This window comes from Brevibacterium sp. UMB1308A, assembly GCF_030230605.1.
Classification (GTDB): domain Bacteria; phylum Actinomycetota; class Actinomycetes; order Actinomycetales; family Brevibacteriaceae; genus Brevibacterium.
In genome coordinates this window covers 1-14,803 of record NZ_JASPDO010000036.1, presented here as the reverse complement: position 1 = coordinate 14,803, position 14,803 = coordinate 1, and the positions used below count along the sequence as shown (strand labels likewise).

The 14,803-nt window shown below is 55.5% G+C and carries 10 protein-coding genes, 1 tRNA gene and 1 riboswitch; of the genes, 3 read left to right on the top strand and 8 right to left on the bottom strand.

Annotation, left to right across the window (positions count from 1 at the left end; translation table 11 throughout):
- Nucleotides 1-48: 48 nt before the first annotated feature.
- The 3 genes from QP868_RS11305 to QP868_RS11295 form a co-directional block, all read right to left on the bottom strand.
- Entirely contained in the window at nt 49-828 is a 780-nt protein-coding gene (locus tag QP868_RS11305) for a polysaccharide deacetylase family protein (protein ID WP_284926671.1), read from the bottom strand.
- 109 nt (nt 829-937) lie between these two features.
- On the bottom strand, nt 938-1,459 hold the full coding sequence (locus QP868_RS11300; protein WP_284926670.1) for a hypothetical protein: 522 nt from the start codon (nt 1,457-1,459) through the stop codon (nt 938-940).
- A gap of 43 nt (nt 1,460-1,502) precedes the next feature.
- Nucleotides 1,503-1,615: riboswitch (SAM riboswitch) on the bottom strand.
- A 167-nt stretch (nt 1,616-1,782) separates the two neighbouring features.
- Nucleotides 1,783-1,858 (bottom strand) — tRNA-His (locus tag QP868_RS11295).
- A 189-nt stretch (nt 1,859-2,047) separates the two neighbouring features.
- Between QP868_RS11295 and QP868_RS11290 the strand changes: the two genes are divergently transcribed.
- The 3 genes from QP868_RS11290 (at nt 2,048) to QP868_RS11280 (ending at nt 6,214) form a co-directional block, all read left to right on the top strand.
- A complete protein-coding gene (locus tag QP868_RS11290) occupies nt 2,048-3,589 on the top strand; it encodes a hypothetical protein (protein WP_284926669.1) in 1,542 nt (513 codons plus the stop codon).
- A 71-nt stretch (nt 3,590-3,660) separates the two neighbouring features.
- Nucleotides 3,661-5,001, top strand: a complete 1,341-nt coding sequence (locus tag QP868_RS11285) for a hypothetical protein (RefSeq protein WP_284926668.1) — start codon at nt 3,661-3,663, stop codon at nt 4,999-5,001.
- Between the two features lie 241 nt (nt 5,002-5,242).
- Nucleotides 5,243-6,214 carry a class C sortase gene (locus QP868_RS11280; RefSeq protein ID WP_284926667.1) on the top strand — a complete coding sequence of 324 codons (972 nt, stop codon included), beginning with the start codon at nt 5,243-5,245 and terminating at the stop codon, nt 6,212-6,214.
- A 140-nt stretch (nt 6,215-6,354) separates the two neighbouring features.
- On the opposite strand, the gene QP868_RS11275 is transcribed toward QP868_RS11280, so the two are convergent.
- The 5 genes from QP868_RS11275 to QP868_RS11255 all read right to left on the bottom strand — a co-directional run bounded on the left by QP868_RS11275 (nt 6,355) and on the right by QP868_RS11255 (nt 14,048).
- A complete protein-coding gene (locus QP868_RS11275; RefSeq protein ID WP_284926666.1) occupies nt 6,355-7,119 on the bottom strand; it encodes an endonuclease domain-containing protein in 765 nt (254 codons plus the stop codon).
- A gap of 445 nt (nt 7,120-7,564) precedes the next feature.
- Complete coding sequence (locus QP868_RS11270) at nt 7,565-10,693, bottom strand: LPXTG cell wall anchor domain-containing protein (RefSeq protein ID WP_284926665.1); 3,129 nt, start codon at nt 10,691-10,693, stop codon at nt 7,565-7,567.
- On the bottom strand, nt 10,690-11,433 hold the full coding sequence (locus tag QP868_RS11265; RefSeq protein ID WP_284926664.1) for an isopeptide-forming domain-containing protein: 744 nt from the start codon (nt 11,431-11,433) through the stop codon (nt 10,690-10,692). Before QP868_RS11265 ends, QP868_RS11270 begins: the two co-directional genes overlap by 4 nt.
- Before the next feature lie 19 nt (nt 11,434-11,452).
- Nucleotides 11,453-12,457, bottom strand: a complete 1,005-nt coding sequence (locus QP868_RS11260; RefSeq protein ID WP_284926663.1) for a class C sortase — start codon at nt 12,455-12,457, stop codon at nt 11,453-11,455.
- A 115-nt stretch (nt 12,458-12,572) separates the two neighbouring features.
- Entirely contained in the window at nt 12,573-14,048 is a 1,476-nt protein-coding gene (locus QP868_RS11255) for a SpaH/EbpB family LPXTG-anchored major pilin (RefSeq protein WP_284926662.1), read from the bottom strand.
- Between the last annotated feature and the right edge of the window lie 755 nt (nt 14,049-14,803).

Genomic DNA, 14,803 nt, shown 5'->3' with positions numbered 1-14,803 from the left:
AACTGCGCATTATATTGCGTAGTTTCGCCCGCTTCGCGCCGTTTGGGCCTACTTCTTTTTCTTTTCTGCGAGTAGCTCCGACATAGTCACAAACTCATAGCCCTGCGAGCGCAGTTCGCGCACAATGTGGGGAATCGCGCTGCGAATGTTTTCTCGCCCGTACCACGGGTGCAGAATCATGATGTCGCCAGGTTTCGCGTGCTTGATGGCGTAGTTGACGATTTCGTTTGTGGGTTGCGTCTTTTTGCGGGTGAAGTCTTCCGGGTGGTTGCTCCACATCACTGTTGTGCGTTCGTGGGCACGCAAATACATGGGGAGAACCGCGCCCTTTTTACCGTATGGTGGGCGGAAGTGCACAGGACCGTAGTAGCCCGCTTTACGAATCAGAGAGTCTGAGGCTGAAAGCTCCTTGGCCACCGTGGTGTACGAAATACCGAGCATGGGCCGGTGGTTGAACGTGTGGTTCCCTAACTCATGGCCATGGCTTACCAGTGTGCGCCCGTACTCCGGGTACTTCTCCATGGCCGAACCAATGACAAAGAATGTGGCACGAACGTCAAGCTCGTCGAGCATTGAAACGATTTGGTCCGTATTCTCATCTGGACCGTCATCGAAAGTGAGCGCGATGAGTTTCTTCTCCGTGTCCACATGATTCACGAGTCCACCGAATAGCTGGTACGTGCGTGACGTGGAAATCTTTTCCATGGCTATCGGAATTGAAACCGCCAGAAGCGACAACACAGCGGCAATGGCCATGACGCGTTTAGCCAGCGCGCGCGAACGCACCCCAAAGTGGGGGTGGTAGATCAGGCGAAACAATCGGCTCACGCAATTAGCCTAACGGCATGAGGTGCAGTGTAAAGGCGAAGGGGTTGCTGATGGCGCGGGGAAGGTTGTGGAGTGGCCCACTCGGCCTGGCGAGTCGCTCCACGCAAGGTCAGTCCGAAACGTTGCACATCCGCTCCCCAGAACGACTAACCACCATGCCCATCGGGGGCAGTTTTTCCCCGTGGAGCATGTGGCTGAGCGCCCGCTTGGGCGATTGTGCTTGTTGCAGTCGTTCGAGCCAGGGCTTCCAAGCTTGAGCCTCGAGCCGGAAAGCTGGAAATGGTTCCTGGTACCACTGTTTAAACAGATGACCATGCGCTTCTTCATCAAGTTCGCCTTTCTTTCGTGCACCTGACAACAGTTCAGCGAGCAAGAAGTAGCGGATTGGGGTGAACCCGGCGCTGTGCAGTTCTTGGGCCGTCTCTTTCCACACTTGAGGGGCGCGGGTTCCGCCATTGATGATGCCATCTGCGATCAGAGTCATGATGGTCGCTCCTGGGAACCACGGGCAGTAGTCGAGCATGTAGCGCGACCACAGTGGGCGATCATTTTCAGGGACGGCGCCCCACCCGTCTGAGGAGTTGCGGTGATGAGATCCGTTGGCACCGACGCCATTACGGTGATTAGACATGCGAATATTCCTTACCAGATCCCAGCGTGCACACACGCGGGTATCCATCGACTTGCGTGAACGGTTGTTCACGCCGGTTCTTCCCCTGGGGCACCCCGCTCGGTGAAGAGGGTTGCCGTGCAGCCAGCCAGGTACCGAAAACTACAACTCTTGAACCTGCAAAAGAATGTACCCCAGCTCAGGGGCCATTCGGGTAGAGCCAGTCACAAACTGTCACAGGCTTTTGAACGGCGCCTGACTCACGCGCGCAGAAACTGTTTACCCAACACCCAGAACACAAAAAATCTCGGGACATCGAGTGAACGATGTCCCGAGACTTCACATGGGGTGGCTAACGGGACTTGAACCCGCGACCCCCGCGACCACAACGCGGTGCTCTACCAGCTGAGCTATAGCCACCATTACCGTCTTGCACAGACAGCAGAGATTATCTTAGACCCGCTCGCACACCGTTTGCAAATACACACAAGGAGTCACGATTCAGTTAAGCAAGATAACAGTTTGGCGAAAGCAATGGGCTGGCACCAAAAAGATAGCTAGGCTTTAAGAACCCGCTTCCCACCTTCAAGAAAAAGAGGTCCCACATCCATGCCACGTGTTGAGGTGACAGTCGACGCCGACCGCACGGCGCATCTCACACTCGAAGGAACTCAACAGACCTTCCCCGACCTCGGCGCCGCCATGAGCGAACTTGCCCGCTACGCGCGGCACACTCAGCAACCCGTCAACGTTTCAGTCCACGACGGCGACACCTCGCGCGACCTCACCTTCACACCAGAGGGACGGCTCGCACCCAGCCAGGAACAACCTCGGGAAACTCAAACCACAACGCCACCCAAACCAAATGTTCCCCCAACACAACCAACCACCCCTCCCCCAAACAACAACCGGCCAGACAGGTTCTCCGGGCCGGCCCAGCAAGCCACACCCGCAACGACGAACGGCAAAACCCCACGCAAGCAACCCCGCCCAACCAAACCACCCCGCAAGTCAAAACGGGGGCTGACAATCCCAGGGATCGTGCTCGCTGTTCTACTGGTAGGCGTGGTCGCGGCGTACTTCGCGCCACACTTCATCGGCTCGCCAGACAACAGCTCACCACAAAGCATCGAGTCTTCCAGCAGCCAAAACCCCAACGGACTACACGCAGTGGAAGAGCAACGCGAACCCGTACCCGGATTCGGACACCGTGCAGCCTGGGAACACAAAGTACCCGCAGGTGCATCAGTGACCGCATCAGACCGCGGAGTGCTCATTATCGACGGGAAAAACCTCAAAGTCCTCAACCCAAATAACGGGCAAACGAAATACGAAACCACAGCAAACGGGCAGTTGGAATTCGCAGTAGACACCCACGTCGGATCCAAAAATGCGCTTGTCTGGCGAATCGGCGACACCGCATACGCCCTGGTAGACGGCGAAAAAGATGCCCGCAAATACAAACTTCCGCAGAATGCGCGAATGTCCTCGGCGGGTACGCACGTACTGATCAAATCCGGTAACCAACTGTCCACCTTTGGTATGGACGGGCTGAAACAACTTCCCACTCCGGACCCAGGGACAACCCCCATGGCTTTAGACGGTGATGCGCTTATATCCGCGCGTTTTGCAGGGCCGCTGACCGTGACAGACGTCGAAACGGGCGAGGCGAAAAAAGTTGACCTCGAAAAGCCAGCTGAAGATCTCCACGTTATTCGATGGGTCAGCGCCGGACACGGCAAAGTGGTGACCTTGTGGGGCGAAGCTGGCTCCTCCGTTTCCAGCGGCCACCGCATCCAAGTGGTTGTCCACCACGTTGATACCGGGAAAATCGCTTCCACAGTGACCACCAGCACCGACTCTGTTGGGGAAGCTAACTGGGTACGCGGACAGGGGCATCAGCTCGCAACGTTCGGCCCGTACATGTTCTCAATGAAAGACGGCCTACTCGTCCAAGACGGTACAGTAGATAACGTTGCTTTTAACGAACCCCGTGGCAACATCACTCCAGCTACAGTCGACGGCGCTCAAGCGCTCATCTCAGACAACGTGGCGTACAAATCCAACGCGAAACTATTGGCAGTTGGCAAAGACGAAAGCTTCGCCATTGTGCGTAGCAATCCAGAAACAATAAGCGGATACACCAAGTAATGCAGTGCGAACCACGGGCAATTAGGTACCATAAATGACCGGAACAACCACACTGGCAGGGAACGTTTAACATGCGGATCACAGCACTAGGCGCCACGGCGCTTGCCGTAGCCGCGCTCGGTGGTGCACCCGCGCTCGCTGCGATCCCCCAGTCTCCGGCATCCGTCCCCGGGCCTGCTTCCACTGCAGAGCCCGTGCCAAGTCCCGCTTCAAGTCCGGTCACACGCGCAGACGCTAGCCCCACGGCAGAACCAACTTCTGACCCCGCACCAGAGTCAGAGCCCACCTCGGCGCCCACTGACGCACCAACTGCAGATCCCACAGACAACCCTGGAGACACAGATCCCAGCGATTCCACCTCGGAAACGGACGTAACGCCTACCGATGCGCCTACACCAGACAGGCGCACCTCCCCCAACACCGAATCAACGCCAGAGCCCAGTGACGAACCGAGCCCCGCGCCAAGCCCTGACCCCACCTCGGAACCCACTCCCAAATCCACAGAAGATCCCGGCAAGACTGTCAAACCTTCAACAGTGAAGAGTCACGGCGAGTGGTACGAGGTGATGGTAGACGGCAAACGCGCCCCTGAAGGCAGTACGTTCAGCGCAGTAGAACGCAACCCGGACGGCACCGAGACGAAGCACGACTTCATCATCGGCAAAAATGGCCAAGTTTTTCACTTCGACACCAGCAAGCTTCAGAACAAAGGCGAAGCCGTTGACCCGAGCGAGGTGACGCTGAAGGTCGAAAACGGGTCGGTGGAATTTATCAATGAGCCCACCCCCACGCCTTCTGTGTCGCCTACGCCTCCCCCGGACAATCAAACCCCGCCCGATGACGACGATACCCAGCAACCACCTCGGCCCAATCCCCCTGCGACAAAACCACCCGTGCAGGACCCGCCGGAAGAAGACGGGCGCCAACCCGGCGAACGCCCAGGCAAGCAACCCGGCGAACGTCCCGGCAACCAGGACGAAGGCGACACCGATAACGGCTCAAACGGCCAGGAAAAGTCGAAGGACGAGGACGGCAACAACTCGGGCGCCAAGGATCGGACGCAGGATCCGGACACCGGGAACGGCACCGTCCCTGGTCAGGCGGGCGCGGACTGGACGCCGGGCAATTCGGGCGATGAGGAGACTCGCGAGCCGGACTACTCGGATCCCGTGCCGCAGAACCCGGACGATGCGGGCGAGGTGAGCCAAGACATCATCGCAGGCCCCGAACCGTCACATGAAGACCACGCTGGCGCACCCACTGCATCGTCTAGCGACGGCGAAGACACGGCAGCCGACGCAGCTGAAGCCGACGGGTCGTTCCCGTGGTCGCTCGCGGTGCTGTTGGGAACGGGCGTCGTTGGGTTGCTCCTGGCAGTGTTCCTCTTTGCGCGCAGGAAGTCTGAGGACTGAGGGCGCGAGCATCTGCAAGTTACAGCGGGGGTCACCGCAGGCAGGCGGTTTTCCAGGACGCTCACGTAGCAAGTCCACTAGACTGGGAACGTTGAAAGATTTCGGGATAATCCAGCCGGCTATCGTTGCGGAATTTGCGGCCGAGGTGGTAGCGGGTTGGTGGCCGAGGTGGTAGCCCCCTGCGTCGTCAGGCACCACCGCAAAGGCCCGCTGCATGGACGCGTTGTAAAGATGAGGAGCAATGGGGCGACACTCCAATAAACGTGGTGGCGCAAAGCGCAAACGTCTCAACGCCAATGGCTACATTGCACTGGTGCTTGTAGTGGTTGGCCTGGGTGTCCTGTTGTATCCGGTTGTGGCTACACAGTGGAACAATTTTCAGCAGAGCCGGGCGGCATCTGAGTACTCCAAGCTCGAGAAACACGCACCGCCAGAGGCACTAAATAAGGCGTGGGATGAAGCTCACGCATATAACAAGGAGCTAGGGCAGATCAGCGTCAGCGATGCGTGGACCACATCTGACGACCAGGACTCCCCCGAATACAAGCGCTACGAAGAGTACCTTTCTGTTCTTGACCAAACGGACGCCATGGGCCGTATTGTGATCCCGTCGATCGACTCCGATCTGCCCATTTATCACGGAACTTCAGAAAAAGCCCTGACCCGAGGTGTCGGCCACCTGTACGGCACCGACTTACCTGTGGGTGGCAAGGGCGATGGTGAAGGTCGACATGCTGCGTTGTCAGCTCACACTGGGTTGCAGGATGCGACCATGTGGGACAACCTCGACAAGGTCCAAAAGGGTGATGCCTTCTACATTGCTGTGGGTGGTAAGAAACTCAAGTACTTGGTCGATGACATCCGTGTAGTGGAGCCTTCTGATACTAGTTCACTCAAGCGTGAAGAAGGTAAGGACCTGGTCACGTTGATTACGTGCACCCCGTACGGCATTAACACCCACCGACTGTTGCTCACCGGCCACCAGGTTCCTATGGACCCCAGCGACGATTCGGTCTTTGACGGTTCTGGCGTGCAGTGGCAGTGGTGGATGTGGGCGATTTTGGCTGCGGCCGTTTTGATTGTGTTGCTGATGATCTACTGGTGGCGCAAGTCCTTGCGTATCGCTAACACGGGCAGTGAAGGAGAAGGGGCCGAGGTCGGCGCGGCTGGCGCGGTTAGTGCGGGTGGCGCGGGTGGCGGCTCCGACGAATGACCGGTTTACTCTACAATCCTCGATCCAGAGTGTAGAGTAAACGCCTCTTTTGTTCGTTTTGTTTACGTTTTCGGCCCAAAATCGGCTAGTTACCCAACACAGCAAGTTCAAAACTGCTCACTTGTGGTGGGTAAACCGGTTTAGGTTTCAAGACACTCGCGTACCTTGAGCACAACATCGCCGAGCTCGTGCAGTGCCGTTACGCGAATCACTGTCCATCCGAGTCGGCCTAGTTCGTAGTAACGATCCGTATCTTTGAGCACCTGCTCGGTGAGCTCGAAGTGGTGACGGCCTTCGTATTCGATCGCGACTTTTGCAAACGGATACGCCAAGTCTGGGTGGATGTGTGCTCTGAATCGTTCAATCCACACCGGGTACGCGACTACTGGTTCGGGAAGACCCGCACGTACCAGCGCTAGCCTGAGTCGTGTTTCTTGAGGTGACGCAACGTTCTCACGGGCCAGCGCACCAGCTTGTTTCAGCTTGGACCACCCGAAAACCTTGGGTCCGGCAGCAACAAGTTGGTTGAGTTGTGTGCGTGTGAGTTCCGCTGGTCTGCGCCACGGCCCCATGAGCGCGTCAAGAACTGCGACCAGGTTTTCCACAGGTTCTTGCCGTGCAATGACATGAAGAATCCCGCCGAGGTGGTGAACCCTTAGGCCTTCTTTAGTGGTGTTCGCGGTGTCTGTCATGCGGAAAGTTCTCACGTGCGGAACCAAAATTGGGTTGCATTTCTTGGGAACCGCAATGTCTAGCTCTGGTCGAAGCTTGACCGGTAGTCCACGCAGATACGCCGCGCTGTTACCCGTGACCATTGCGTGGGGGCGTGTTGCCGTTACTGCGCTGAGCTCAGTAAATAGAGTCCACCAGTGAGGGTCCTCGCGTGCCCAGAGTGGTATTCGCACGGTGCGAACATGCGCATCAGAAGTGAAAGTTCCTCTCAGTTTGTGGCCTTTGAGGAATACCGGTGTGAGTTGTGATGGGCGGAGACCACGCGTACGCGCCTCCTGTATAGACATCGGAATGTGTAGGGTGCGTTGTGAATCCATGCGCTGAATGTAGAACCATGGGTTCGCTTCCGCTATAGCCCTTGAACGATCTGTGGAAAACCCGGTTCTCCGGGTACACCTGTGCCACCAAGTCGCGGGTGCCGGGGACAACGCTGAACGGTTTACTCTACACAGCTCGATGTAGAGTGTAGAGTAAAGTTTTGTTCGCGTTTTCGGGCCAAAATCGGCCCATTACTCTACACTCCACACGAAAGTGGGCTGGCCTTTGTAGAGTAAACGGGCCAAACCACTTAAGGGCTTCGCCTCAGCGTATATCCGAGTCAGCTACCCAGACGCGTGGTCACGACTTACGACGGCGCATCCAGAGCGCTCCACCGCCAGCCATCACCAGGCCGCCCAGGGCCCACACCAACACTCCGTTGCCGCCGGTCTTGGGGAGCTGACCGGAAGCAGTGTCTGCAACGAGCAACAACATGGCGTCGCCAGATCCTGATGCCGTTATTTGTGGGTGATCACCCACAGTCGAGACCTTATACTTCTTGGCATCCTTATCGAAGGCAATCTCAAACGGAACCGGCTTGGGCAACAGGTTCAGCCCGTCTGGCGCTTTGGTTTCCACAAGGAAGAACGTGCCGGTCGTTTTCACCTCAATGGATTCTTGACCCGGCTTGATGGTCCACAGCGGTTTGCCAGCGCTGTAGTCTGGCTTGCTGACCTTAGCCGGGTAGATCTCAAAGGTCGCACCGCCCAAACCTGACATTTCGACAATTTCGCCGTCAACGTACTGTGCCTTCTTGAAGGTCAGTTTTCCTGTTGCTTCTGGCGTCTTGTAGTTGTCAACCACACACGACACACGTGACAACACCTTGTCTTTCTCGTTCATTCGCACTTTAAAGCCGAATTCGCCATCATTTTGAACATCAATTGGCGTGGTCTTGCCATCGCGAGTCTCATGACACACAGCATTCTTGTCGTCGCGTTTAAACAGCGTATAGCCTTCCTGCTGTGTTTCGGTAAGCGTGAGATCCTGCGCCGTTTCGCTCTGGATTCCCCAGCGTGCGGTGCCCTTATCTTCGTCCCGCCACGAGGTGACTTTGCGCCACTGGGTGACGAGTTCACCATTCCCGGGATCAATGACCTTTTGGCCGTTAGCCGACAGGGTGAACTCCCAGCCTGGCTCACCATCGGACAGAACCTTGCCGTTCTCATCGACGATGCGCTTCTTGACGATCACTTCGCCGCCGCACTTCTTGGTTAGGTCCTGAGCGATCGACTTCATCTGAGCGGCCAGTTGGCTATATCCCTGAACTCGTTTTGTATCGCCCGTTCCTGAGATATCTTCACCCATCACCTTGACGTCACGGGTACCGTAGGTCCACCTAGACATGTTGGAAGTGATCGTCTCCTGTCTCCCATTAGGCAAACGCTCAAACACCTGCAGGGTCTGATTACCGGCCCCGTCATATGCCATTTTCAGATTCACCAAAGTATCGGTGCCAATGTAATTGGCGTGTATAGCCTTCGGGTGGTCACTTCGAATTTTATAGTACAAACCTGGAGCTTGTCCCGGATCTGCTTGCCAGCCAATGCGTTTGGCGTCTTTGAGTACTAGATCATTCGTTACAACAGGGCGTTGACTGGTTCGCCCACCAAGTGTCAGGTCAACCATAAGCGGAACCACTCGCGTACCGGAAGCTTTGAGTTCGTTCGCTGCATCAATTGCATCGTTGAGTGCACTTGCCTGAACGAACTCTCCACCGATTCCTTTGTTCTTGATCGTGGACGACGTGGTTGGCATACCGTCGGTAATGAAGTAAACCACGTCATAGTTTCCAGCTTTGACCTGCTGCAAACCAGCTTGCCAGTTCGTCGCACTATTGTTCGCGTTATAGTTCCAGTTCGACACCACGCGTTTAGCTTGTGTAACCCCGTCTTGCGTCAGCATGGAAATGTAGGGCGGGTTATTGCCGTGCGTTGAGCCAGGGACATTCGCCGGTGCGGTGCTCGCAAAGTTGTAGAGACCGAGTTCAGCGGAAGTGCCAGCGAGCGCGTCGATAAAGGCGTTTGTAGCTTTCTTCGACTCGTCGAAACCGTTCACATTTTCAGCGTAATTCAACGACGTCGACAAGTCCGCGACAACCGCAATGCGCAGGCCACAAGTCATAGGCATAGAAGGATTCGCAACGCGCTTGTGAACCCAGTCCGCACCGTCTGGTGGTGAAATGATACCTGGGTCAGTGGGATTTGTTGCCTTCACGCCGTAAGCGTCGAGCTCAACTTCCAGGCTCTTGTTCTTCGCCAAATTGTTAGTGAACGTGAACACTGCGTCTTTGGGCAGAAACGCCGAGTCGACCTGCTTGCCGTCCTTCATCGGCACAACGTCCATTGTGATGTAGCCGTTGCCGATGTTGACGTTACGCTTCTGCAGCGTCACCCCGTCTTCAATCTTGTCGACAGTCAGCTGGTAGTGCTGCGGGTCAAGGAACGTAGCGTCGGTTTTGATGCGCACGGTGATGTAGTTCAGCTTCGCGTCCTCACCGACTTTTGCCGTGAATGTGTCGGGCCTTTTTGGGTCAACCGGGTCACCCTGCAGTGAGAATCCATGTCCACGGGCTTTGAATGTGCGACCGTCTGGCGGTGGGGTGGGATCACCCGAGCAACTTTTCACCTGGCCACTCATGTTGAACGACCACTCAGTCGTAGCCCCAGAAGTGAACTGGTATCCGGACTGCGGCTTGGCCGTGACCTTGACGGTAGCCTTTTGTCCTTCGTAGAAATGCTGGCCAGCAGGCTTCTTCTGACCCGCAATGTAATAGTCAACACCCTGAGTACCCGGAATGTTGATATACCCCTTCTCCACACACTGAGGAGCAGTGGCAGGGTCAACCGCTGTAGGCGCTGCCGGCGTCACGGTTTTGTCCGACGGATCCGGAGTAGGGGTTGGAGTTGGCGTCGGCGTGGGTTGAGTTGGCGTCGGCGTAGGAGTTGGTGTGCTACCACCCAAAGTCCCCTTTGGGGTGATGGACAGCGATCCTTTCACCTTGGGGGAGTTGAACTGCAGATACAGGTCGATCTTGTCGCCCTTTTTAAGGGTGGAGTTTAGGCCGGTAATCGACTTTGAATACGGCAACCGTTGCGACGAGGTAAATGTCTCTTTCCTCAGACTCTTGCCGTTGACCATGAGGTCGTACTCAAGCAGGAAATAGTTACCTTCAACACTAAAGTCAAGGCTGTTCATCGTTGCGTCAGCGTCGACGGTAAATGTGTAGGTGTTCTGCGTAGTAGTGTTCGTAAAGCCCTGTTTCGCTGGGCTAACAGGAATCGCCTGAGTCTGTGCCTGCGCCGGGGCGGGACCTGGAATTACTGCGAGCGCGTTGGCGACGAGTGCTGCCAGCACTGCGAACACAGCCAGCAGGCGTATGACCAGGTGCTGTTTCTTTGACAGGCGGAATGGAAGTGCGTGCATCATTTCTTCCCACCTTCAGACTTTCTTTTACTCACAAGGATGATGATGAATCCGGAACCAATGAGACCCGCGGCTATCAGCACTAGCACTGTCACTTGGGCACCTGTGACGGGCAGTGGTTGGTCGCTCCCCCGGGGCTCATCCCCCCGGTTTCCTGGAGGTTCCGGTGTGTCCGTTTCCGGTGACGGCGGAGTTTCCGCGGGCGTGTGTGTTTTGGCGACGATGACACCTTCAACTGGACTGGTTCCTTGTGAGCTTCCGTGGAAAGGCACGGAAACGAGGAACGAGTTAATGGCCCGGTAAGAGTCGTCGGGTGCAGATGATGTGACCAGGTAGATGCCCTTGGGCAGCCCACTAAACTTCACAGTCCCGTTTTGGTCAGTGGTTTTGCTAAAGGATAGGTCTTTAGGCCATGACGAAATCTCGCCAATAGAGGTACCTTCAACACGGTTGCGGTCGTTCTCATCAGTCGCTGACACACCTCGGAGGCGGTCCATGTGAATAGTCACACCCGCCACTGACCCTGAAGGTGGCGTGTGGTCATCGTCTGGGTTTCCAGGACTGATCGTGATTTTCACGACGTCGGTTCCGTCTGTCTCGTCAGCGCTTTCAGCTTCTGGGCCCCCCACGACTCTCATGGCGTGAGCAGCACTGGCACCTACCGTGCTGAAGGCAAAAACCATAGAGCACGCGACAAGAAGCAGCGCGGTGAGTTTCCGCAATGACACTGCATTTCTCTTCATCGTTGCTTACCTACTAAAACTATCTACCCGTGTGTGAAGACGGTGTTTCGCCTTCATTCGGCTTTCTGCTGGGTTCTTCCCCGGCAGTTGTGCCTACTTCAGCTTTCGAAGCTGTTCCCGTTTTGTCGTCGTTACGACGTGTGGCTTTCCGCTGTCGCCACAACCACCACGCAAAAGCGACCGCAATCGTAAGAGCAACCGCTACCAGTGCGTACATCCACCATTGCCAGTTCGATGAGTGGTTCTGATCGAAGACAGTGTCTTCAGATTCGGCCATGGGCACTTGATGCCCTCGGACCAACAGTCGGTGAGAGTTGATCCCATACGGCGTGCACGTGATCAACGTGATGTAGTCGCTACCGTCGACCGCATGCAGATCGTCCGTTTCGTCGGGACGAACCACTTTGATTTGGTCGACTTCGTACTTCAGTTTGTGACCGGATACTTGCACATAAAAGACATCACCTTTCTGTGCTTTGCTGAGGTTGTCGAACATGGTGGCGTTCGATAACCCGGTGTGTCCGGTAATGACAGAATGCGTTCCGCTTCCACCAACCGGCAGATCAGATCCGTATAGATGGCCCAGCCCACGTTGCAACGTTTCGTCAGACGTGCCGTGGTATATGGGCAAATCTGCGTCGATTGCTGGGAAGATCAACCGCGCCATTGCCTCGTTTTTGTCCAACTGGTCCAAGTAGTAGCCATACTCGGGGTTGTCGGGGTGAATGCGGTTGAGCCACGGGTCCAGAATCGGTCCGGTCGTACGGCGCTCATTGTAATTGTGCGCGTCTTCCCACTTCTTGTCTTTGACTTCTTGAGGAACAGATTTCTCGAGCTTGGCATACTCTTGCGCAGCTTTAGAGGATCCGTAGTTGTTCCATGCCGTGGACACTACTGGGTACATCATCACCAGCAGACCGAGGATCACCACGATGGCAGGCAACAGCAGAGAGTTCCTCTTTGCTTTGGCAGTCTGCCGTTTTGGTGCAACTCGTTTCAGAGTTGACGCTGAGTGATTGCCCACGAAAAGGCCCCTAAGGTCGTCACGAAAAGTGGATTGGACGGGATAGTACGTGCCTTTCCGCACGTACTATCCCGTGCGTCGGAGTGCCGTGTTGGCCTCTGATGTGCCCGAGGTGTTACTCGGCCTGCGCTTTCTTAGCGTTGCGGCGTGCGAACCACACACCGGCACCGGCGATCAGCGCACCGATTGCACCGAGGAGGCCAACACCGGCTCCACCGGTCATTGGCAGGTTCGGGGTGTCCCGCTTGATGTTGTCGATCTGGGATACGAGGGTGACTTTGTCGTCACCTTCGTATTCACCAGTCTTTGCGATGTTTTCACGGGTGAAGTCGATCACCGTGACGTTTTCTTTCGGAAGTTCGTAACCTGCTGGAGCTTTGGTTTCTTTCAAGCAGAACTTCTTGGTCGCCGGTGCTTCCTTGTTATCTTCGAAGTCCGTGACGTGCAGACCATCAATGCTGATGGTTCCGTCAGCACCGGTGGTCCATTTCTTAACGCCTTTCACAGTCACCTGGCCCCCAAGCTCAGTGGCTGAAGTGCACTGGTAGAGCTCAAATTCAGCACCTTCGAGAACTTTTCCGGCCTCTTTTCCGTCCTTCTTCACGACCTTGAGCTTGCCGTGGTAGGTGACAACTTCATTTGTCTTGTTTTTGACTTCGTTGCCGGTGTTCGGGTTGTTGAAGATGACGTCAGCCTGGTTCTTCAGTTCCGTGGTGTCGCCGACTTCCTTGCGCTTCGTTTCGAAGGTCAGCGAGAGCTTGTCGCCAGACTTGACCTTCGCTAGACCGGCATCGGTCAGCTTGACCACAAGCTTGTTGCCGTTTTCAGCAGGCTTGTTGACCTCGTAGTCACCGGCCTGAAGAACAGTGTTACCGGTCTTGACCTCGGTCACCTTCTGGAAGTCGAGGCGCTTGTCCAGCTGGTCCTCGAAGCGGAAGGCGGTCAGCTTTTTTCCTTCGCCCCACTTAGGAGCGTCTGCGGTGATGGTGTAGGTGTAGGCGTCCTGGATGTTCTTGTCAGCATCCTTAACGGTCTTTTCGGTCTTGGTTTCCGAGTTCTTGGGGTACGCGATGACGTCGTAGTTCCATGCGTCCGAAGCTTCGTTCACCATAGGGATAGAGACGATGAAAGGAGCACCGGAAACAATCCCCTCAGGGGTCCTTGTTTCTTCAACCAGGTAGATGCCCAGTGGCAGGTCCGAGAACTTGGCTTCACCCTGACCTGATGTTGTCTTTTCATAGGTCGTGCTGGTCTCGTGGCCCTTTGCTTCTGCTGCGGTCTTCGGGAACTTAGTCCAGTCACCGTTCTGTAGGTCGAAGTTCAGCTTGGTGATCTTGAAGGTTACCCCGTTGAGTGGCTCACCTGGCACGTTCGGCATTTCCTTACCGGTGGCAGGAGTGGTGGATTCAGCACCCTTCTTCTTGAAAAGGGTCAATGAACCTTTCTTGGAGAAGTCGATGTTGCCCTTCTGCACCTGGGTTGAGGCAGGTTCGACTGGCTCAGCGAGAACAGCCGGAGCGGAAACACCCATCGAGAGGCCCACAACGGCTGCAACTGTAACCGCGCGTGCGGTTCGAGAGAACGTAGTCATGGAGATAGATCCTTTACATAGTTGTAAACGAGGCCTTTTGCCTCAGCCTTTCTGGCGATCCACTCCCAGCGCTCACTGCGCAAAACATCAATACTTAGTGAACCGCGCAGTAACAATATACACGGATAAACGCCGATTTATGCGGTTTTTTGAAGAAACTGTTGAACAATTTGTAATTCCGATCAAGCGCTCGGTCGGATCTTGTCAATCATTCAATTACTTTTATTCATTCTTCAACTAAAGCCGACGATTATTCACCAACTATTAGCAGTAAGACCGTTGACAAACCTTCGACTTTTCACTATTCGCATAGCCATAGGGAATCCCTCACAAATCATTCGTCTGACCTTAGCTAAATCACCCGGTGTGCTTCACTTGGGTCGCCAGCGCAAGAAAAGTTGGTGCGCAGAACAGATGTGACACACCAAGCAGACGCCACGTCGCTACACACACAGAAAACAAGCGTGCTTACACCCTCTACACTCGTGAACCCGAGTGACGCCAACACCCGCAGAAAAACCGTCTACCCAACACAGCTCGATCCAATGTGTTGAGTAGACACCCTTTTTGTTCGTTTTGTTCACGTTTTCGGGCCAAAATCGCTTAGTTACTCAACACCCCTTGGCGAAAACCTCTCACCTGTAGTGAGTAACTGGGTTGCATGACCCGACACATCAGCCCGTTACATTCATTTGTAGGTCCTCATCAGAGGATCTGGTCGCTGGTCCTGGTATGGCTTTTTTGCCCTGTCATCA

Bases quoted from the DNA above. Each gene is read 5' to 3' on its own strand.
- QP868_RS11270 (WP_284926665.1), bottom strand. From the start codon at position 10,693: ATGATGCACGCACTTCCATTCCGCCTGTCAAAGAAACAGCACCTGGTC.
- QP868_RS11265 (WP_284926664.1), bottom strand. From the start codon at position 11,433: ATGAAGAGAAATGCAGTGTCATTGCGGAAACTCACCGCGCTGCTTCTT.
- QP868_RS11290 (WP_284926669.1), top strand. From the start codon at position 2,048: ATGCCACGTGTTGAGGTGACAGTCGACGCCGACCGCACGGCGCATCTC.
- QP868_RS11300 (WP_284926670.1), bottom strand. From the start codon at position 1,459: ATGTCTAATCACCGTAATGGCGTCGGTGCCAACGGATCTCATCACCGC.
- QP868_RS11285 (WP_284926668.1), top strand. From the start codon at position 3,661: ATGCGGATCACAGCACTAGGCGCCACGGCGCTTGCCGTAGCCGCGCTC.
- QP868_RS11280 (WP_284926667.1), top strand. From the start codon at position 5,243: ATGGGGCGACACTCCAATAAACGTGGTGGCGCAAAGCGCAAACGTCTC.
- QP868_RS11255 (WP_284926662.1), bottom strand. From the start codon at position 14,048: ATGACTACGTTCTCTCGAACCGCACGCGCGGTTACAGTTGCAGCCGTT.